The following is a 21,121-nucleotide window of genomic DNA, read 5'->3' as shown; positions in this document are numbered from 1 at the left end:
TTTTCGTATATGTAAATTGTTATTATCTTCTTTTTATATTGAAGATGTAAAGTTGACAAGAGTTTCTTAGATTGTCAGAATGCATCATTATAACATAACAGGGGGTGAATCTAGTGCGCTTTGGTTGTATTGCAGATGATTTTACCGGTGGTAGTGATATCGCTTCTTTTTTTGTGAAAGGTGGACTTAGTACTATTTTATACAATGGAGTACCTAAAGTTGATGAGGCTCCACAGGCAGAGGTATGTGTAATTGCCTTAAAAACCCGTACTCAGGATCCAAAAGACGCTGTCAAAGATTCCCTCGAGGCAATAAGGTGGTTAAAAGAGCAAGGTGCACAACAGTTTTACGTAAAATATTGCTCAACATTTGATTCTACACCTAAGGGTAATATTGGACCAATTTGTGATGCTGTAATGGAAGAGCTAGATGTTCCCTATACTATTCTTTGTCCTGCGCTTCCGGTAAATGGGCGTAGTGTTAAGGAAGGATGTTTATATGTAAATGGAGTTCCATTGCATGAGAGCCCAATGAAGGATCATCCGCTTACACCAATGTGGGATTGTGATCTAGTCCGTTTAATGAATGCACAAAGCAAATTCCCCAGTGTGAAAATTTCAGACTCTTTCTACAAGGAAGAAGTAGATGAATTTATTGAAAGAATAACAATAAAAAGTAAGCATTCACAATTTTATATAGTACCTGACTATGAGAAAGATGTAGATGCGGAAAATTTGGTACAGTTATTTGGAGATCTTAAACTTATTACTGGCGGTAGTGGTCTAGCATACCCATTGGCAAAAATGTATAAGAAAAATGATGAAGCAGATAGATTTGAACGTTCTGAGTCACCTGCGTTAATATTATCAGGAAGTTGCAGTGAAGCGACTCGAAACCAGATTTTAGAATATCAAAAATCTGGTGGTAAAATTTATTTTATGGATCCAATGAAATTGATATCAAGCGAAGAATCGGTAGAGAAGATCTGGAATGTGATTTCTCAAAACAAAGAAGAATCTATACTAGTATATAGCAGTGACACACCCAATAATGTAAAACGAATTCAGGAAAAAGGTAAAGAAGAATTTGCTGAAAAATTAGAAAATGCAACTGCAGATTTAGCAGAACTTGCTGTTCAAGCTGGTTTTCAAAGAATAATTGTTGCTGGCGGAGAAACGAGTGGAGCAGTAGCAAAAAGGCTCGGGTACACTGGATACCATATTGGAAAGAGTATTGTACCTGGAGTACCCATTTTGATACCTACAGAAGATAATCGAATTCGAATGGTGTTTAAAAGTGGAAACTTTGGAAAATCCGATTTTTTTCTTCGCGCTTTATCCTTAACATAATAGAGAGAAGTGGTAAGTATGGATAAAACATTAGATAAAAAGCTTGATAATGCTATTTGGGTTGCCCATAGTCTCTTTCAACGTGGTAAAGCTAGTGGAAGCGTTGCTAATTTAAGCTTTGTACATGAAGGTAAAATTTATATTACTGCTACTGGAGCATGCTTTGGAACTCTGAAACCAGGTGAGTTTGCTGTTATGGACATTGATGGAAATCAATATAATGAATTAAAACCAAGTAAAGAATGGCCGTTACATTTATCAGTATTCAAAGCAAAACCAGATACAGGTGCAGTTCTTCATGTACACAGTACTTATAGTGTGCTTTGGAGTTGTGTACCTGGGCTAAATGAATCAGATTGTATGCCGGATCATACTCCATATCTGAAAATGAAATTGGGAACTGTTGGCTTAATTCCTTATGAAAAACCAGGAAGTCAAGAACTGTTTAACGTATTTGAAAAACGAGTAAAGGCTAATAATGGCTGGCTTTTGAGCCATCATGGCCCGGTTGTACCAGGAAAAGATGTCATGGAAGCATTTTTTGCATTAGAAGAATTAGAGGAAAGTGCGCAGATTGCATGGGAGTTACGAAAAAGACTATAGCTCGTATTATGACTTAAGTTTCGCACCCTGAAATACAGTGGGAATCAAGTATAAAATATACTTGATTCCCCTTGTCCCTATTATGTTTTATGTCATTCCACTTTGATTAATTAAGAAACATTATCCCATCCAAATAGCTGATTTCCTAAAAAAGACGCCTCAAATTCTTTTACACTTCAATATGTGACCCATATGGCAAGAGTAGGAATGCTTGGGTACAGTGGCTTTATGTCTTTAGGTGCTCGGTCTTTGAGATTTTCGTGGAGTAAAAGTTGGTTCAGGACCAAGGACTAGTCTTGAATAAACCCACCATCCCACTTCTTTTCTAGTTCTTGAATGCTTAAATAGAGGACTTTAAACAGGGTATTTTCATTTGGAAATGCTCCTTTTTTGTAACCTTCCGATATCTAGAATGGATACTTTATACTTTGTGGTATACATGACTTTACGAATAGCACTTCCATAATCAAATAGTTGTTCCACATGTCTGAAGTTTCGAACCCATACATCCACAGGTCCTGGATAGAAAGATGAATGAAATTGCAACGAACCTTTCTTTCTTTGTTTTTCTATTAAGCAGTTTAAAAACAAAGAAAAAGTATGTTTATAACGTAAGTAAAACCGAAAAACAAGTATTATTTGATAAGATGGTCAATCTTTAAAATCCAATCCGCAAGATAATAACCAATAATTAAAAAAATAGGCAAAACGTAGAGTTTTGTTGTATCCATTAATTTGCCTGACATTACCATAGAGTAAAAAATACAAACAATCGATAAAATGATTGTACTAATGCTTATATTATTTTTATCCCAAGTAGCTTGCAAGTAGTGGGCAGAAAATATAAAAATAAAAATAAAGATAAAAAGTTTTAAATATTTCATTATATAAGCTCCTTTTATTTTAACCTAACCTTTTTTTTGCAACGTAGGAACCATAAGTATAAGCAGATCTGTAACATGGAGCAGATCGGAAATACTTATTACGACCTCCTTGATAAATCCCAACTGAAAATCTACCCAATAAATACCATCCACCGAAACTTTTTCTTAAAGCAGCAACTCCAGCAATCCTAGTCTGCTTTTTTGCTCTTTTCCCTATTACTTTACTAAGAGCTCGAGAGTTTTTAACGACCTTTCTTCTTCGCTTCTGTTGTACGTTGTGATTTTGCCTTTTTTACATCAAAATAATCTTTAATCATACTATATAAAGTTTGTGCAACAAATACTATGTCTTTTACATCTCCAACAACTGCTTTGCAACAACGTATGCTAGGCCAGTCATTAATGCGTAAAATATTCTATTAGGCTTTAATCCATTCGGATCCACATTCATCACTGGATTATTATTCGCATAAGTATATCCATTCTGTGACAACGGTTCATCATCATCCCAAGGATGTGGATCCAACTGTTGATTTGAAATAAAGTTTAATCAAAAAAGCTCCACAAACCCATATTATATGGTAAATAAGAAGACTCCATTTTGAAAAAAGTTTAATCAAAATGGAGTCTTTTGTTAGAAATCTGCATTTAGTTTTTATAAAAAAGATTGATCAAAACTCATGAACATATCTATTTTAACTGTTTACTTATACCTAACCTATTCTTCAAACCAAAACAGAACTTCAATAGGTACTTTTAAAACCTTCGCAATATCATAAGTAAATTTGAAAGAAGGGTTATATTTTCCATAGAGTAAGTGGTTACTAGAACTATTATTTAACGTCAAAAAACCCTTCTGTTCCTAAGGATTTAATGTCATTTTTCATCTCTATTTTATTTTTATTTTTTCAATGCTTAATATTGATTTTTCTTGTAATGGAAAAATCACTTCTTGTTCTGCTCTGATAGTCGGTGAGTTTAATTCAAAATTTTTAATATCAAGTTTCATAGCTTCTATAAATCCTTTAACACTAATTCCTGGATTATCTTTTGTTGCTTCTGCTGTAATTATTGTATGAGCACACGATGAATCGAACCAATATAAATCTTCTAATTTTTCAGCTGATGTCCATGAAACATAATGATTATTATAATTCACTTCATCAAGGTCTAAATGAACTCTTCTTATTTTCCCTGTATACAGTAGATATTTTGCAAACTCATTTTCTTTTTTATCTTCACTGTTCTCCCAATTACGAATATTTTGTAATACCTTTTTCCAACATTCATCTGTATTGTCTAAATTACTTCTACCACTTCCTTCTTTTGGATGATTTACCCACATTTGAAATAATTCTGATAGATTCATTTTTAACTCCTTATTTTTAATACATACCATTATACTCTCTTGAATAATTTGATGTCTTTTTTATTTTCCTAAAAACTAAAAAGACCACCTATAAAATAGTAAGTGGTCTCGCAATCTTTAAAGAGATAGGAAATTCCGGTTCATCTTTTTTGCAAACGGTTAAACTTTTTTCAAAACGGTGCGACTTTTTTATAAACAGTTCAACTTTATTTCAAAGCCACACTGCTAATGATTGCTGGAGATAATTGTGTTACAAAGCTATATGCCATTAGAAAAAGTACACCTATTGAGTTTTCATTGTCTAAGGCAAATTATAGGGAATTCCGAATATTAAAACAATACATAGTTTTGTAATGGTAGCTATTTGCTTGGGTGTAGCATCTGGAACAACTAATGTATATATATATTTTCCAAGTGATGTCGCAATTGCCATCAACGTGATTAGTCAGGGCAAAATCAGAAAGAATTCATCCATCAATTGTTTGGGCTTGCAGTATAAGATACGATTCCGCTAGGAATATATGTGCTTTATTCTCTTTTATTTTATCTTTGCACTAGAACCATATAATGATAATACATTATTTATAGATTATAATAATATAAATGCATATTTATTATTTCAGTAATTGCGGAAGAAGGGATGAAAATTTATGTCTATAGAAGTCAAGGAAAGTTATGTTCTAGTAGCAGGATTTGCTCAATTGCCGAAGGGTACGCCAGTTTTTGAGTTGCAAAAAACAATAGGATGTATCCTTATGGTTGATACGGAGACTGATACGATCATAAAAGCAACATTTACCTTTTTACAAGAATTAACAAATGAGTTTGTAAGTGAATTACTTCGAGGAAAATCCTTATTTAATACGGATGAAATTATTGTAGATATAGAAAAAAGGTTTATTGTTCCGCCACAGAAGGCTGTTATTCAAGCATTGCTTACAGCTAAGAAAAGTTATCAAGAAAGAAAAAATAATTTCGAGATTAAAGAAAACGCTTGCAAATAACTGAAAATTTATAATATAATAACACTAACAACATAAAGCTAGTGTTTAACTGGATTATCTATTGAGCAAGGACAAGGGCCGAACCTCAATACGTAGATAAAGAGCCAGTAGTAATAAGAATTTTAAATGAAGTATCACTTCGTTTAATTTCTATTACTGCTGGTTTTTTGTTTGTTAAAAAAATTATTGGAGGTTTTTTAGATGGAATTTGGTTTATTTACGGTATTTGACAATTATAAAAATTATAAAGCAACATTTGAACGTACACCAGAGCAACTATTGCATGAAGTATTAGAACAAACGGTTGTAGCGGATGGTTTAGGATATAACGCTGCTTGGTTTGCTGAACATCATTTTAGTGAGTATGGAATTTTAACTACACCTCAAACGTTTCTTGCTATAGCAGCAGAACGGACAGAGAACATCCGACTAGGTACCGCCATTGTGACATTACCGTTTAAGAATCCGATTCAAGTAGCAGAAGATTACGCTTTACTAGATGTATTAAGCAACGGTCGACTAAATTTAGGTTTAGGAAGCGGTTATCTTCCACATGAATTTGCCGGATTTAATGTTGAGGGGAAAGATAAAGCATTAAGATTCAATGATTCCCTTGCTGTAATTGAAAAAGCATGGAAAGGTGAGAAATTCTCACATCATGGAGATTATTATCAATTTACAGATATTAAACTTGAAGTTATCCCTAAACAGAAGGAAGTGCCAATTTGGATTGGTACATTAAGTAATAATGGTGCTAATTTTGTTGGGAAAATGGGCTATAACATTAGTGGAGTTCCTTACGTCGCCTGCAATTCAATTGCTGAATTGAAAGATATCATCGATAGTTACAAAGATACGTATCGAAAAGCAGGTCATAATGAGAAGAAAGTGAAAGTTCCGCTCGCTCTTCATACTTATGTAGCAGAAACAACAGAAGAAGCTATCGCAATTGCTAAACCTCATCTAGATTTATATCTTGACACACGTATGTATGGCAAAAGCGCGAAATATCAGGATTTAAGAGATAGAGAGCAAGTACTAATTGGTTCGCCTGAGGATGTTATTGCCATGCTGAAAAGATATCAGGATGCTGGTTGTGATCATATCATGATGCTTATGAATTTTGGCGGATTACCACATGAAAAAGTCTTAAAATCAATGGAATTGATCGCAAAAGAAGTGATGCCGGCATTTAATAAATCCGCGGAAAAAGAATTGTTAGTTGAAGTCGATCAAGGTGTCTAATAAGAAAGAATTTGTAAAACGTTTTGAGTTATTAACCTCAAGAAAGGAAGGCAGGAACTTATGAAACTCCTTGGGATATCAGGGACAATTTTAGGTATAAAAACCTATGTCTTAGTGCAAAGGATACTGGATGAAGTAAAACAAAAACATCCTGAAATAGAAGTGGAAATGTTAGATTTAAGGGATTATGATCTACAATTTTGCGATGGCAGAAAACTAGATGATTATAACGAAGATACAAGAAAAGTAATAGAGAAAGTGACTCAAGCAGATTTTTATTTGATTGGGTCGCCCATTTTCAATAGTTCAATCCCTGCGCCTTTAAAGAATCTAATTGACTTAATTCCCCCGGACGTATTCCGTCACAAAGTAATGGGCTTTGCGGCTAATGGTGGAACAAACCAGCATTACTTAATGGTTGAAAATCAATTAAAACCGATAGCGGGCTATTTGCGTGCTTATATTGCACCAAGTTACGTGTACGCTCATACAAGTCATTATAATGATAAAAATGAGATTCATGATGAGGAAATTGTGATGCGTATCCGGAATTTGGCTGATGAACTGGTTCATATGCAACATGGCTTAGGTCAAATGTTAATTAGAGAATAAGATATATATTTAAATCCGTTCCCAGTAAGTGTTTTCAAATATCACTTACTGGGAACGGATTACATCAACGTTGCCAAGAGAGAAGCAAATTCGAATATTAAGAGATGTGAAAAATTACGTGTTATAAGAAAGGGATAGAAATGAAAAATAATCCTAATCTCCACGTTTTGTTAGAAAATTTAATTGATTATGCAGGATTATTTCCGCCAGCTAATCTACCATTGGATGCTGCGATTGAAAATTATGCGAATTATATCAATAGTGAAGATGCTTGGATGTTAGGGCCGTTCATTATACCTGTCAAGAAGATTAATGAACTTCAAGCTTATACTGATTTATTTTTAAAGAAAAAACCTTTAAATCTCTCAGTTGTCGGTAGAAAAAGCGAGTCTGAGAATGAATGTATCGTTCAGCTTAAAGAAGACTTAGAGCAAATTCACGCTTTTTCTAATAAATATAATGTTTGGTCCAACGTAGAAGCGTTTGAAATGCCTTTGCCATCTATTGTGCCAACTCAGGATCTGTTAGAAGAAGTTTCATCGGGGGCAAAAAAATTAGGAATGAAAGCATTCTGTGAAATGTCCCTGCTTAACGACGACCATTGGAAAAAGCATTTATGCAGCACGTTGGATGCAATAGAAGCATTCAATTCACTACATAAAGATAGATTAGGAGTTAAGTCGCGAACCGGTGGAATAAAAGCTGAGATGTTTCCAAGCCCTGAAAAAGTTGCTTTTGTAATCGCTTCATGTCGTGACCGAGATTTACCTATAAAGTTCACAGCTGGACTACATCACCCGATTCGAATATATCGGGAAGAAGTTAACACAAAGATGCATGGTTTTCTTAACATCTTCCTGGCAGGTATGCTTGCTTATCATCTTAATCTAGATGAAGAAAGGATTGAGAAAATCATTTCCGATGAAAATACAAATCATTTTACGATCGCTGATGATCGTTTGGCTTGGCAAAGTTTAAGTATTACATCTCAAGAGATGAAAGAGCTTCGAAAAAATTCATTATGTTCATTTGGGAGTTGCAGTTTTGATGAACCAAGAGATGAATTATTGGAATTAAGTAATCGACAGGAGGCCAGCAAGTGAAATCATTTATCGAAGTAAATGCAGATTCTCATTTCCCTATTCAAAATCTGCCATATGGAGTATTTAGCACAAATAATCAACCAAACCCTCGAGTTGGGGTTGCTATTGGAGACTATGTATTAGATTTATCGCTTTTGGAAGAGAAAGGTTTTTTTGAGAACATTATCGACGAAGGAAATACGGTTTTTAACAAGTCCTCGCTTAATCATTTTATGGAATTGGGAAGGGGGATTTGGAGTGGAGTACGAAAAAAGCTCCAACTCTTATTGTCAAAGGATGAACCGCAACTAAGAGATAATGATGATTTTCGTAAACAAGTACTTCTTCCTAGAAAAGGTGTGAAACTTCATCTACCTGTCAAAATTGGCGATTACACAGATTTTTATGCTTCCAAAGAGCATGCGACGAATGTTGGCATTATGTTTCGCGGTAAAGAGAATGCTTTAATGCCTAACTGGACTCATTTGCCTGTAGGTTACCATGGAAGAGCTAGTTCTGTTGTCTTGAGTGGGACGAATGTTCGACGTCCTTTAGGTCAAATAAAGTTACCTGATCGTGCCCCGATTTTTGAGCCATGTAGACAACTAGATTTTGAACTGGAAATGGGATGCTTTATCGGTATTGGGAATGAACGTGGAGAACCGATTCCGATTGAAGAGGCAGAAAAGCATGTTTTTGGAATGGTTTTAGTAAATGATTGGAGTGCTCGTGATATCCAGTCATGGGAATATCAACCTTTAGGTCCATTCCTAGCTAAGAATTTCGCAACTTCCATTTCACCGTGGGTAGTTCCATTAGAAGCGCTAGAGCCTTTTCGTGTAAAAGGACCGATCCAGGATCCGAAACCGCTAGAATATCTCGAACAGCCAGAGCCAGGTTTATTTAATATTCAACTTGAAGTGCATTTACGAAGCGAATGGATGAGTACACCAAAACGAATCTGCTCAGGTAATTATCAATCTTTATATTGGAGTATAGCTCAGCAAGTCGCCCATCATACCATTGGAGGATGCGACCTGAACTCAGGCGATTTACTTGCTTCTGGTACGATTAGCGGATCTGAAAAAGACTCCCGCGGTAGTTTGCTAGAGCTGACATGGAGAGGTACAGAACCAATTCGTTTAAACGAAGAGGAACAGAGAGAGTGGCTGGAAGACGGGGATGAGCTGACGATGACAGGCTGGTGCCAAGGTGAAGGCTATCGAATCGGCTTTGGAGAAGTTGTCGGAGTAATCGAGCCGGCGCTTGACCGTGAACAGGTATTGCGAAAGAAAGATCCAACGTATATTGGTAACTGATTTCAATAAGGTAATTTATTTATAAAGGAGGCTTATTAGCATGACGTGGTATCAACAAATGGGGAAAATACCTCCTAAGAGGCACATCATGTTTCGTAAGGAGGATGACTCTTTATTTAGAGAGCAAGTTATGGGAACAAAAGGATTTTCAGGGATTCAGTCGATTTTATACCATCATAACCCTCCTACCCAGTTTTATAAAACAGATTTAATCGGAGATCGTCATGTGGTATACGAAGAGCAAGGTGCGCTTCGTCCCCGTCATTTTTACACCGACAATGTGAATAAAGAACCAAGTGATGCTGTAATGGGAAGGGAATATGTTCTTGGAAATGAAGACTTGTTAATAGGTGTAGTGAATCCCATCAAAAATATGGATTACTTCTATCGTAATGGAGATGGAGATGAGCTGTTATTTGTCCATCATGGTACGGGGAAAATTGAAACCACTTTTGGAACTCTCCAGTATAAGCCAGGTGATTATATTGTTATTCCGGTAGGGACGATTTATCAAGTTGCGCCAGATAAAGGAGAATCCAAGCTTCTTGTTGTCGAAACAAATAGCTGGATCACGACTCCTAAGCGTTATCGAAATGAATTTGGTCAACTTCTTGAACATAGTCCTTTTTGTGAAAGAGATATAAAAGGACCTGAAAAACTGGAGACCTACACTGAAAAAGGGGAATTCGAAGTGCGAACAAAGTCCAGAGGCTACTTGCATTCCCATTATTTTGCGAATCACCCGCTTGATGTTGTTGGCTGGGATGGTTATTTATATCCTTGGATATTTAATATAAGTGATTTTGAGCCAATAACTGGGCGCATTCACCAGCCACCGCCAGTCCATCAAACGTTTGAAGGACATAATTTTGTTATTTGCTCTTTTGTGCCTCGCTTATATGATTACCATCCAGAAGCCATTCCGGCTCCTTACTTCCATAGTAACGTGGACAGTGACGAAGTCTTGTATTATGTGGAAGGGAATTTTATGAGCCGTAAAGGAGTAATGCAAGAATCTATTACACTCCATCCATCGGGCATTCCGCATGGTCCACATCCTGGAAAAGTTGAAGGAAGTATCGGTAAAAAAGAGACACTGGAATTGGCGGTTATGATTGATACATTTCGTCCTTTAAAAGTCGTTAAGAAGGCGCAGCAGATGGAAGATGTCAACTATCAATATAGCTGGGTTGAGAAAAAATAAGTGCGATAGTTTTTTTAGAAAAGCGATAAAGCGTTTTTTAAATAAGAACATAGTGAAAAAAGTTAGGCTGTTAGCCCGCAAGCTCAATACTTTTAAGATTGTGTGGAGAACAGCCTAAACATGAGTCGAGAAAATCCTTACTAAATAAAAAAAATTTCACACTAACTTATCACTTTTTTTCTTAATTAATAAGTATTAGAGGTTCCTTTTAAGGAAATTAGAAGGAGAGCTTAATAGTGATTGACCCATTAAAAAATTTTATGTGCCTAATTTAAGGAGTGAAATGAGAATGAGTCAAGTTGTTAAAGAAACACCTCAAAATATAAATATAGAAACCTCCTCAAAAGCAAAAGGTGGGGTTCCACGTTCTTTAATGTATCTCATATTGAGCATCTGCTTTTTCTGTATATTTGCAGATGGCTATGATTTGGGCATTTATGGAGCGGTTCTGCCTAGTTTATTAGACTACAAACCTTGGGGATTATCACCTGCTCAAGCAGGTACGATAGGAAGCTATGCGCTATTTGGAATGCTAATTGGAGCTATTTTGATTGGTACAATTACTGATTTTTTCGGAAGAAAATGGACATTAGTGATTGCTGTGACTTTATTTTCACTGACAATGATAGCTTGTGCATTGGCTACTTCACCAGAAATGTTTGGTTTGTTTCGTTTTATTGGAGGGATTGGGCTAGGTGGGGTTATTCCAACTGCTTCTGCTCTTGTCATTGAATATTCACCTTCTCATCGTCGATCACTAAATTATTTACTTATGTTTTCGGGGTATTCCTTTGGTACAGTTTTAGGAGCTATTTTAGCCATTTTCCTTTTAGATTCATTTGGTTGGAGATTGATGTTTTGGATCGGATCGATTCCTTTATTAGTGGTACCGATCATGATTAAGTTTTTACCGGAATCAGTAAGTTTCCTGCTTTCTCGGAATCGAAAAGAAGAAGCAGAAATGATTTGTAAGCGTTATCAAATGGATGTTTCCATATTTATGGACCAAGAAGCAAAAATTGAAAAAGGGGCAGAGAAAGAAAAAAAATCAATTAAAGGTCTTTTCTCGAAGCAGTATCTTAGAGCCACATTGTTTATCTGGTTAACGTATATCATGGGCTTCTTTTTAGTCTATGGACTAAACACGTGGTTGCCGCAAATCATGAGAGAATTGGGCTATTCACTTAATTCCAGCTTGTCATTTTTACTAGTCATGAATCTTACAGCTGGAATAGGAGCTATTTTTGCTAGTACAATTGCTGACCGTTGGGGTTCAAAAAGGGTAATCGGAGTTTCCTATTTCTTTGCCGCGTTAAGTGCTTTCTTTTTAACGATTGGTGCACCACCGATTGCAATTACTTATTTATTAGTAGGGATAGCTGGTTTTGGTGCGGTAGGTGGTACACAAATCATGAATGCTTTCGTAACAAAGTATTATCCTGCTCAATCTAGGGCTACTGCATTAGGCTGGGGCCTTGGGATCGGAAGGATAGGGGCCATTTCAGGACCAGTACTTGTTGGATTCTTGTTAAGTATGAATGTGGACTTAATTTGGAGTTTCTATACATTTGTTATTGCAGGATTAGTTGCGGTAATTGGAATAATATTAATACCGAGCAAGAAAGGTGAAATTGTTTAATTAATCATAATGGCTCATATCCTTTCGGGATGTGAAAGGATACGAGCCATTCTCAACAGAGGAATGTTACAAAGCCAAAAATAAGATGGAAAGCCGGAAGGAGCTGGTTATTTTGAAAACCACTTTTCTTAATCAAATTTCGGAATGTTTACTAACCGAATCAAAACCATGTGTCATGGCTCTTGGCTTTTTCGATGGAATTCATTTAGGGCATAGACAACTGATAGAAAAGGCTAAGCGTATCTCAAGACAAAAGAGATTAAAATTGGCTGTTCTGACATTTTTTCCACATCCAAAAGAAGTATTAAATCAAGTGAAGTTTAATTATTTAATATCATTGGAAAGAAAAATAGAAATATTTGAGCATCTGGGTGTCGAGCAACTATATGTGGTCCGTTTTGATAAAGATTTTGCAAGACTAGAACCAGAATTATTTGTCCAAAAATATCTTATTTCCTTACAAGTAAAAGATGTCGTAGCCGGGTTTGACTTTACATATGGCAGTAAAGGATTAGGTAACATGCAAACTCTTGAAACACATGGAAAAGGGGCATTTCGTGTAAATATGGTGCCAAAGGTAGAATTATACGGAAAAAAAATAAGCTCTACTGTGATTAGGAACTTTTTGAACTCCGGACAGGTCAATCAAATTGCTGATTATCTGGGAGATCATTATCAAACGAAAGGATGTATAACTCAAGTATATCCGCTTCTTCGCTTAAACCCTGTGTCTAAAGTAAGAATGGAAGTATCCTCTTTTAATACGCTACCAAGTCATGGTTTTTATGAAGTAGATGTGTTAATGAAGGAACAAAGATTTCAGAGTGTTTGCTCTATTTATGCAAGAAAAGATGGAGAAGTGGCCGTCGAAATAGAGATTCCTAAACTTATTAAAATAGCCCATCGTGAAGAGGTAACGATAAAGTGGCTTAATGAATGGTCTGCAGAAAATTCCAAAATATTGCAAGGGTCAAATGGTTGAAGAATTATCGTTTTGGAAGGGGAGCTAAAATATTTTAAAATTTTTAAAAACAAGGATGAAGAATATTAGTGACCCTCATCTATGGGTTCTGGTGCAAAAAATTGAAGACTAAAGAAATGAATCGTGTACTTTCTATTGAACCATCTATTAAGGAGTCCCGTTCACAAATAGGAAAATGTACACTAGAAGTTTTTTGCATTTATCCCAATAGGGTAAACTTATTGGGACTTGCATTGTTCGAAAAAGGACACTTTTACGAACGGGATTTTTTGTATGAAATGACCTTGTTTTAATGTTCGTTAAAGTATAAAAATATTTTACGAACGTTCTTGTTTTAACATACACTTATACGAACGTTTTTTGGTGGAATAAGAGAAATAAAACAGAAACTGGACGTTCGTAAATTGGGTACATTTGCGTCAGCAGCAAAGAACAAAACGGGGTAGACATTTACAGGCCATGAAAGAAAAAGGGCTTGATGAAAGGGGATATATTTATGGATAAACAAAGTGGAAAAAATTTTGAACGAGTTCAATATCAATTATTAAAAGTAACATCCGGAAAGGGGATGTTCTTTATATTCATTCATTGAATCGTTTTGGCCGGAACAAAGAAGAGATTCTTTAGGAATGGAATGACATCACCAAAAAAATCCAAGCAGATATTGTTATGATGGATATGACTTTGCTGGATACTACACAATTTAAGGATAGCTTCGGGACTTTCATTGCCGGTTTAGTTTTGCAGATACTTTCCTGGATTGCGAAAGAGGACCGGGAACGAATTAGAAAAAGGCAGTGTGAAGGAATTGATGTGGCATTGCAAAATGGCATCGCTTTTGGCCGACCGAAAGCAACCATTACAGAAGAGTTAAACAAGTCTATAATCGATGGAAATCAAGAGAGATAACAGCTGTGAAGGCCATGGGAGGATTAAATGTTAAAAAGACGACTTTTTATAAGTTGGTTAAAGAATATGAAAGGGCTTTTAAAAGTAGCTCAATATAATAGAGGAAACAAGTCAAAAAAGGAGTATCTGCCGCGTAGCAAATGCTCCTTTTTTGTACTTTTATAATTAAAATTTCTTCTATAAACTATTTTACTCCTATGTATTCGAGTTATGCATTTTCTTCCCAACAAACGTATGTTTTGTAATAGAGGTTATTAAGGAAACATTGGTTTTTCTTAATTCCTACAATACGCGGATAAACTGACTAGGAAATAATAATCCAACCTATCAACAATGTACTTGGTTATATATCGTTTTGTCTTTAAACAACAATAATTTTTATTCAAATAGACCAAATGCTACCACAGAAATTTCTACTCCTGTATAGTCGCGTAGTTAAAAATCATTATAGTTAAATAAAATGTAATTTTATATCATCAATTGCTAGCGCTTACTTCCAAAAAAATATAGTTAACATATTTTTACTGTAGATAAATATATTTGAAATTTTTGTTGGATAAAATTGTTATGAATAGTAGAATTGAACTAGGTTGATTTCTTTTAGATTTAAATAAAGTGTATATTTTTTTTATAAATGAGGGGAGCAAATTAAATGGAAATAAGGACCACAGATATATCAAAGAAAAAACTATATAAAAGCCTTGCAAATAAGCTTTATGAACTTTTTGTTATGAATAAAAAATATTTTGCAGAACAATTACAAGATGGCAATTATAATACTAAAAATAATATTATGGATCCACTAAGGATACACGATATGTTAGTAAATAAAAAAAGCTATCTTACATATCAGCAAGTAAAAACTAAATTAAAGTGGATATGTCTAGATTTTGACATAGATAAAGCGGTAATAAAAAGGAATGATTCAAAACATCCTGATAAATATATGGACTTACTAATTGATGAAGTAAAAAAGGTAAGCAGATTTTTAGATTCACTACGCATTAAATATATTACAGAATTTTCAGGTAACAGAGGAATCCACATTTGGATAGTCTTTACTGAGTCTATTGAAAAGTCACATGCTTACCAGTTAATACAGAAAATAGAAGAAGAGTTTAAAGAAAGTAAAAATAGCAACATTAATGTTGATGTATTTCCTAAAAACGGAAATAACAACAATAACAGGGTAGGATTTGGAGTTAAACTTCCTTTATCATTTCATACTAAATCGCAATGTTATTCTTATCTTATTGAAGATATTTATTCGTTTTCTAATTCCGTGGATAATTGGAGAAGTAATCTTGATGAAAGTTTTCTTAATTCACAATTAAGTATATTGTCAAATTACGAATTACAAAAGTTTAATGATGTAGTAACAAAATTAGATATAGAGTTAATTGAAGAAGATAACAAGCAATTAAATCCTTTTATTTCAACAAGAGGAATCTTAAAGGAAACAAGAGAAAATCTAGATAGTATTTTGGATAAGTTAAGCCAATGTAACATAGTTAAGGAATTACTAAAGAATTATCCAAACAACCTTAATGAAAATGAAAGAGTAATTTTTGTAGGATTATTAAATAGATTGAAAACTTCAGAAAATGATAATTATGGAAAGGAACTATTGTGGGAGTTTTTTTCTAAAATAGATAATTTCAGGCCAGATCTTACTAAGAAAAAACTTGAAAATTTAAATCTCTATCCTCCAACCTGTGTATTCTTAAGAACTAAATTTCCACAGTATAATTGTGACTGTGACAATGATGTGGTGGTAAAAAAACAAGGAATTATTAACTTAAAAGAGTACTCTCCTCTTAGGTATCTAAAAGATACGGAGTTGGTACCATATGATGCTTTTGAAGTAAAAGAATCTGAAATTGATAGGATTAGAAAAGTTCAAAAAAAGTATACAAAGCAAAACGATGAAATACCATTTTTATTTACACACTTAGAATTAGACAACATTAATCTTAAAGATTTTAAAGAGAAGGTTACTAACACTCTAAACGGTAAATATAAAATAAACGATTTCTATAAATTTAATCGATATGAAAAAGATGAAAAAATACGGACTCTTTATGCTCTTCCAGCAGAAGAAAAGATAATATCTACATACCTTATTAAAACTTTGAATTCCTTTTATTATACTGAGTTTTCGGATAACTCGTATGGATATAAATTTGAAAATAGTTTTGCTAATTATAATATCTATAAACCTTGGATGCAGACAATGGTTAATTTATAGAAATAGAATTATGGAAAGACTAAATGAAGATTTACTAGAAGACCATTATGTTTTAAAGCTTGACATTAAAAACTTTTATTCCAGTATTAATTTGGGAAGATTAAGAACGAAACTTATTCACGGCCCATCAAAGATAATTGAAGAAAAAATAAGTTTATTAAGTGAAGAACAGTTGAATAAATATAATAATTTAATAGATTATTTAATGAATCTATGTGAAGCAGAAAAACTAGATGATAAAGGAGTACCTCAAGGCCCTGCCTTTGCGAGATATCTAGCAGAAGTTTATCTAATAGAATTAGATGAATATATAGAAAACTTGATTGAGGTAAACTTCAACTTTTATTACAGATATGTTGATGATATTATATTAATTCTGGAAGATGAGGAAATGGCAAAAATAGTATTAGGGAAAATAAAATCCTATTTAGATTCTTTAGACTTAGAAATTAACTGGGATAAATATCTTCTATTACAAGTTAAAAATTCACGAAATGCATTTGAGAATTACTTCAATAATAATAAGTATTTTGTTGATAATGCTTCGAAAACTCAGGAAATAAATTCCGATTTCACCAATAAAAGAGCGACTAAAATTTTAACTAAAATGGTAAAACCAAATATAGATGAAATTAATGAAGACAACTTAAGCTTTTACTTTACACATTTTAATGATAATAAAAGATTATTGGAAGAAAAGAAAAAACTTGAGACATATCTATTTAGTTTAAAGATAGGTAGAGGATCATTGTTTAGAAATTACTTTAGCTTTTATTTTTCAAATAATAATGCATTTGAAAATTTTGTTGAGAACACTAAGTTATTAGAAGGGTTGGCTAGAGGATCATTCTTAAATGCTTTATTTGAAAGAGTATTTTACAATAATTTTGATGATAAGAATAAAATAATAAGTGTTATTAAAGTGTTAGATAAAACAATGCTGGTAGATTATGAACTAGAATTAATAATTTCTTTAATGTTATTAGATAATGAATATATAGAATCTGATTTTTTAAATGAAGTTAACGATAAAACTTTATTAAAAGTTATAGGTTTTAAATTTAATAAGAGAATTCCGGCTGTCTTAGAAGAAAAGATTTTGAATATCTTATGGAAACAAAGAGATATTAAAAGATTCGTCACTAATAGTTATAATTTAGTGTTTTATAATAGCCTATCATCGAGTCTTCTTCTTAGAGTGTCTGAAATGTTTTTTTACAAAATAAATCAAACAATGGGTACTACTGAACCAGTGGATTTTTCTTCTTCTTATTTAGACAATAGAGAAATTATTAATAAGTATTATAATCTCTGCTGTTTATTATCAGTGAGTGAAAAGAATTATCGGAATATAGAGAGAGTATGGACTAACCTGATAACTTATGTCAATAGGAATTATCCAAATATTGAAATTGATTATAATAATTGGTTAAAAAGAACATCTTCCTTGAATTTTGAGGAAATTGACAAAAACAATTTAAATACTATATTAATTATTAAAATTCATGATAATTTCGTAGATGGGAATGGGGACATAGATCATCTAAAATTGTATGATCATTTTCACACTGGGCTTGTTTTGTTTTTAATGGAGATAAAAGGTGATGAAGAAAATATTACCGATTACTTAAATCAAGAAGGAATAGACATAATAAAAGAAATTCAACTTAAATATAATTTGGAGTTTATTTCGTGGATTTTAGACGAAGAAAATGTTCAAATGTATCCAAATAAATTAATTGGACAAAGAAATATTATTGAAAATGATAGAATCGTTTTGCAAAGGGCAAATCAACTACTAGTTAGAGTTTCAAAACAAGAGGTCTTGACATTAAAATTTGATTATCTAAAAGGGCTTCAATTTAAAGAAGAAAAGTGGTTAAAAGGGGAATATGTATCAATAATTTTTAATTATAATAGAAATGATTATGTGTTTTTGAATCAGTTTATGAAAAATGAAGAGGACTTTTATTCTTATATTGGGAAATTTTTAGATGTCTTAAAGGGGTTAAATATTTTTAAAGAGAAATATTTGAAAAATCCAGAAATTTTCCCTAATATTATGGGTGATAACGATTTAATTCATAAAGATATATATTTTCCTTTAATACCATTTTCAAGCTATGATCAGAAATTAATACTGTCAGAAACTGAGATTATTGATAATGATAAGAAAAATTTCTATAAAGCATTCTTTAAGAGAGTTTATAATGACATTGAATTATATAGAGGTAAACCCTATGTAATAAAAACAAAGGATTTAAATACTCACTTTTTCCCAGATAAATTAAAAGTTGATCCAGACTGGAAAATCAGTTATTTAAAACACCTATATAAAATATTAGATAATGATAAAATTACTGATCCATTTTACTTTGAACTGTGTAAATTTGAATCTATCATTTCCTTTGTTGACGAAAAATCTAATATTCTTGGAAATAACAGAGGGTTTTATAGTTACCTAGAGTTTTATCATTCTATTTATAAAGAAAATGAAGATAAATTAAAGCTATTATTTTACCCTATTCGTGCTAATGATTCGACACTCTATGGAATATTTAAAACTATAGGTGATAGTGTGAAATATACTACGCAATCAGTTGGAAATTACAGCGGAGAAGTTGTTTCAAAAAGTATCGAAAAAGAAATGAATTTTATGAGGTATTTTATAAACGAAAGCTTTTCAGAAGTTGATAAGAAAAGAGAATGTGATGAAATTTTAGAATTATTTAAAAAAGGTGATATTCAATTTGATGATAACTTGAATGAAATAAGTCTAAATGATGAGTATACTAATATTCCAGAAGATGAATGGTCAGAGATATTTCTGTATAACGCTAAAGAAAAAGAACCTTTCGCGAAAAATTTGGAGTTAAGTGATATAAATGTATTAGAAAATACGGAACAGGTTTTTATTTATAAATATGGTTCCAAATATTATATTATAATTTTGCCTGATATTATCGGAAGAACTATAGATTGTATAAGGACTAGAGAAAAGCTGTATAAAAGATATGAAAAAGAAATGGACTTTATTAATCTGGATTGTTTTATAAATAACACAGATGTAGAAAGAAATATTATATACGATGGGAATTTTGATAATGCAGTAAAAATAATACAAGAACAATCTTTTTATATTGAAAGAGAATTAATGCATATAAGATCTGATTTAGTATCGTGGATTAGAAGGTTTGACAAAAAATATCATAAAGCTCTTCTTAATGTTATAGCAAGTCATAAATATATTAAGGATGAAGAGATAGCGAGCTACTTCTCTAAAATTAAAGAATTGCTTGAGGGGAATAACTTGTTTTTCCATATTAAATCTGCTGAAGATGATAACGGTTTTCATAGAATGACAAGTCAATTTCAAAGTAAAAGACAGCTTAAGCTTGATGAGTTTGTATCGAGAGTTCTAAAGGAAAATACCTCTGAATATGAGTTGGTTTTATTATCTGAAATTGGGATTTCAGGTAGCCAAATTATTAATGCTTTAAAACGGTATTATTTATCAGGAAAGTTAAGTGAAGAAACAAGATCAAACAGTATAAATATAGAAAAGTATTACCCTATTAAATCAGAAGAACATGAATTTTTTAAGAGTAAAATTAAGTTGTTTAAGAAAATACACTTAGTTTTTATAAGTTATACTGATAAGTCTAAAGAATATCTTAAAAGAGAAATAAGTGCTCTTTTTGATATGCCAACTGAAAATATTAGTTTTTTTCCTGTTGAAAGTAGTATTAGCTTTAATGAGTCTGTATTAATTTCTAATCCTAATATTGATGTGAAAAATCAAAAACTATTTGAAGAATTAATTAGAGATAGTGATTTTATTGCAAAGCTATACAACTTTGATAAGGAAAAGGAACATCAGTATGATAAATATATTCGTGATCTTTATAAAACAAGAGAAAAATATAACTCGGATTACAACTTAATATTAAGAAAGGGATCCACTCCAAAGAAAAGTCATCGACTATTTACTTTGGAATCTGATAATTTACCTGCTCTTTTTGAAAGAACTAAAGAGCACAAAGAAGATTAATGCTGGGATGAGATGAGGATTGGAAGAGATCTTTTCTTAAGGAAACCACTATTTATATATTCAAGAGTATTTAAAAGTGAAAAGTCTCAAGGCTTTTGACTTTTTTTTATTTTATAATAATGACTTTAATGACTCTTGGTAGATCTGTGAAAAAATATAAGATGTTGTTTTAAGAAAGTATTTCATTAGTTTTTGTTTACATAATACTGATTATTAACATTACAGTTAATATCGCTGATTAAAAAATAAGTTATTTTGATATGAATCGTTGCCAGTCGTAGCTTTATCTTATGCAACTAACGGTCGCGTGTGCGGCCGAGCCTAGGTCGTATCATATAGCGGGTGGGGTTCCCGTCGAGTAAGAACTAGCCATTCGCTCGTAGCGAGTCTTGGAGGGCTAAAGGTAACTTTAGTCTTTAAGCGTGACAGTTAGGTGGCGGGCCGAAAGCCAAATGGTTGAAGGGATTGAGCTCCATAATGTTAGTAAATCGAGAGGGCTGATGCCTTACGCACTGCAGAAAGCTACATTTTATCCTTCGTTAAGGGCAAGATGGATAAAACCTCTCTGGAGTCAGAGACCTTGGCACGTTAAAATCGATATGATACGGCAACTCGGGAGAC

General features: G+C 32.9%; 16 protein-coding genes and 3 pseudogenes. 13 read left to right on the top strand and 6 right to left on the bottom strand.

All coding sequences use genetic code 11. The features are described from left to right. Positions 1 to 113 precede the first annotated feature (113 nt). Positions 114 to 1,349, top strand: a complete 1,236-nt coding sequence (gene otnK, locus JFU50_RS31840; protein WP_201224782.1) for a 3-oxo-tetronate kinase — start codon at positions 114 to 116, stop codon at positions 1,347 to 1,349. An 18-nt stretch (positions 1,350 to 1,367) separates the two neighbouring features. Then, positions 1,368 to 1,952 (top strand): class II aldolase/adducin family protein, encoded by a 585-nt coding sequence (locus JFU50_RS26110; RefSeq protein WP_201224781.1) that lies wholly within the window; start codon positions 1,368 to 1,370, stop codon positions 1,950 to 1,952. 293 nt (positions 1,953 to 2,245) lie between these two features. Here JFU50_RS26110 and JFU50_RS31130 read toward each other — a convergent pair. From JFU50_RS31130 to JFU50_RS31630, 6 genes and pseudogenes are all read right to left on the bottom strand, one after another. After that, positions 2,246 to 2,483, bottom strand: a pseudogene (locus JFU50_RS31130) (transposase); the annotation flags it as partial. Between the two features lie 104 nt (positions 2,484 to 2,587). Continuing rightward, on the bottom strand, positions 2,588 to 2,836 hold the full coding sequence (locus tag JFU50_RS26105) for a hypothetical protein (RefSeq protein WP_201224780.1): 249 nt from the start codon (positions 2,834 to 2,836) through the stop codon (positions 2,588 to 2,590). A 352-nt stretch (positions 2,837 to 3,188) separates the two neighbouring features. Further along, positions 3,189 to 3,362 carry a hypothetical protein gene (locus JFU50_RS26100; protein ID WP_201224779.1) on the bottom strand — a complete coding sequence of 58 codons (174 nt, stop codon included), beginning with the start codon at positions 3,360 to 3,362 and terminating at the stop codon, positions 3,189 to 3,191. 192 nt (positions 3,363 to 3,554) lie between these two features. Further along, positions 3,555 to 3,644, bottom strand: a pseudogene (locus tag JFU50_RS31125) (helix-turn-helix transcriptional regulator); the annotation flags it as partial. Between the two features lie 81 nt (positions 3,645 to 3,725). After that, positions 3,726 to 4,205, bottom strand: coding sequence for a hypothetical protein (locus tag JFU50_RS26095; protein ID WP_201224778.1), 480 nt, complete (start codon positions 4,203 to 4,205; stop codon positions 3,726 to 3,728). A 301-nt stretch (positions 4,206 to 4,506) separates the two neighbouring features. After that, entirely contained in the window at positions 4,507 to 4,638 is a 132-nt protein-coding gene (locus JFU50_RS31630; protein WP_274608369.1) for a hypothetical protein, read from the bottom strand. Between the two features lie 217 nt (positions 4,639 to 4,855). On the opposite strand from JFU50_RS31630, the gene JFU50_RS26090 reads away from it, so the two are divergent. From JFU50_RS26090 to JFU50_RS26045, 11 genes and pseudogenes are all read left to right on the top strand, one after another. Next, the gene (locus JFU50_RS26090) at positions 4,856 to 5,209 is read left to right on the top strand and encodes a DUF3870 domain-containing protein (protein WP_201224777.1); all 354 of its coding nucleotides are present in this window, start codon (positions 4,856 to 4,858) and stop codon (positions 5,207 to 5,209) included. A gap of 201 nt (positions 5,210 to 5,410) precedes the next feature. Further along, positions 5,411 to 6,454 (top strand): LLM class flavin-dependent oxidoreductase, encoded by a 1,044-nt coding sequence (locus JFU50_RS26085; protein WP_201224776.1) that lies wholly within the window; start codon positions 5,411 to 5,413, stop codon positions 6,452 to 6,454. Positions 6,455 to 6,514: 60 nt separating this feature from the next. Beyond that, positions 6,515 to 7,066 carry an NADPH-dependent FMN reductase gene (locus JFU50_RS26080; protein WP_201224775.1) on the top strand — a complete coding sequence of 184 codons (552 nt, stop codon included), beginning with the start codon at positions 6,515 to 6,517 and terminating at the stop codon, positions 7,064 to 7,066. 140 nt (positions 7,067 to 7,206) lie between these two features. Continuing rightward, positions 7,207 to 8,169 (top strand): hypothetical protein, encoded by a 963-nt coding sequence (locus tag JFU50_RS26075; protein ID WP_201224774.1) that lies wholly within the window; start codon positions 7,207 to 7,209, stop codon positions 8,167 to 8,169. Continuing rightward, positions 8,166 to 9,467: a fumarylacetoacetase gene (fahA, locus tag JFU50_RS26070; protein ID WP_201224773.1), complete on the top strand. Its 1,302-nt coding sequence runs from the start codon at positions 8,166 to 8,168 to the stop codon at positions 9,465 to 9,467. Before JFU50_RS26075 ends, fahA begins: the two co-directional genes overlap by 4 nt. 40 nt (positions 9,468 to 9,507) lie before the next feature. After that, positions 9,508 to 10,671, top strand: a complete 1,164-nt coding sequence (locus tag JFU50_RS26065) for a homogentisate 1,2-dioxygenase (protein ID WP_201224772.1) — start codon at positions 9,508 to 9,510, stop codon at positions 10,669 to 10,671. Positions 10,672 to 11,044: 373 nt separating this feature from the next. Continuing rightward, positions 11,045 to 12,310: an MFS transporter gene (locus tag JFU50_RS26060; protein WP_242489156.1), complete on the top strand. Its 1,266-nt coding sequence runs from the start codon at positions 11,045 to 11,047 to the stop codon at positions 12,308 to 12,310. 31 nt (positions 12,311 to 12,341) lie between these two features. Beyond that, positions 12,342 to 13,292: an FAD synthetase family protein gene (locus tag JFU50_RS26055; protein ID WP_207198833.1), complete on the top strand. Its 951-nt coding sequence runs from the start codon at positions 12,342 to 12,344 to the stop codon at positions 13,290 to 13,292. 403 nt (positions 13,293 to 13,695) lie between these two features. Then, positions 13,696 to 14,299: pseudogene (locus tag JFU50_RS26050) on the top strand (recombinase family protein). A gap of 554 nt (positions 14,300 to 14,853) precedes the next feature. Next, positions 14,854 to 16,449 carry a TOTE conflict system archaeo-eukaryotic primase domain-containing protein gene (locus JFU50_RS31120; protein WP_242489105.1) on the top strand — a complete coding sequence of 532 codons (1,596 nt, stop codon included), beginning with the start codon at positions 14,854 to 14,856 and terminating at the stop codon, positions 16,447 to 16,449. Beyond that, on the top strand, positions 16,373 to 20,500 hold the full coding sequence (locus tag JFU50_RS26045) for an RNA-directed DNA polymerase (protein WP_242489104.1): 4,128 nt from the start codon (positions 16,373 to 16,375) through the stop codon (positions 20,498 to 20,500). Before JFU50_RS31120 ends, JFU50_RS26045 begins: the two co-directional genes overlap by 77 nt. Positions 20,501 to 21,121 lie beyond the last annotated feature (621 nt).

It is taken from the genome of Peribacillus sp. TH14 (assembly GCF_016651145.1).
Taxonomy (GTDB): domain Bacteria; phylum Bacillota; class Bacilli; order Bacillales; family DSM-1321; genus Peribacillus; species Peribacillus butanolivorans.
The sequence above is the reverse complement of the archived record's forward strand: the minus strand, read 5'-3'. Positions and strand labels throughout refer to the sequence as shown.

Excerpts from the sequence above, each read along its gene's own strand:
- JFU50_RS26110 (WP_201224781.1), top strand. The coding sequence starts at position 1,368 with ATGGATAAAACATTAGATAAAAAGCTTGATAATGCTATTTGGGTTGCC.
- JFU50_RS26105 (WP_201224780.1), bottom strand. The coding sequence starts at position 2,836 with ATGAAATATTTAAAACTTTTTATCTTTATTTTTATTTTTATATTTTCT.
- JFU50_RS26095 (WP_201224778.1), bottom strand. The coding sequence starts at position 4,205 with ATGAATCTATCAGAATTATTTCAAATGTGGGTAAATCATCCAAAAGAA.
- JFU50_RS31630 (WP_274608369.1), bottom strand. The coding sequence starts at position 4,638 with ATGGCAATTGCGACATCACTTGGAAAATATATATATACATTAGTTGTT.
- JFU50_RS26090 (WP_201224777.1), top strand. The coding sequence starts at position 4,856 with ATGTCTATAGAAGTCAAGGAAAGTTATGTTCTAGTAGCAGGATTTGCT.
- JFU50_RS26085 (WP_201224776.1), top strand. The coding sequence starts at position 5,411 with ATGGAATTTGGTTTATTTACGGTATTTGACAATTATAAAAATTATAAA.
- JFU50_RS26080 (WP_201224775.1), top strand. The coding sequence starts at position 6,515 with ATGAAACTCCTTGGGATATCAGGGACAATTTTAGGTATAAAAACCTAT.
- JFU50_RS26075 (WP_201224774.1), top strand. The coding sequence starts at position 7,207 with ATGAAAAATAATCCTAATCTCCACGTTTTGTTAGAAAATTTAATTGAT.
- JFU50_RS26065 (WP_201224772.1), top strand. The coding sequence starts at position 9,508 with ATGACGTGGTATCAACAAATGGGGAAAATACCTCCTAAGAGGCACATC.
- JFU50_RS26060 (WP_242489156.1), top strand. The coding sequence starts at position 11,045 with ATGTATCTCATATTGAGCATCTGCTTTTTCTGTATATTTGCAGATGGC.
- JFU50_RS31120 (WP_242489105.1), top strand. The coding sequence starts at position 14,854 with ATGGAAATAAGGACCACAGATATATCAAAGAAAAAACTATATAAAAGC.
- JFU50_RS26045 (WP_242489104.1), top strand. The coding sequence starts at position 16,373 with ATGGATATAAATTTGAAAATAGTTTTGCTAATTATAATATCTATAAAC.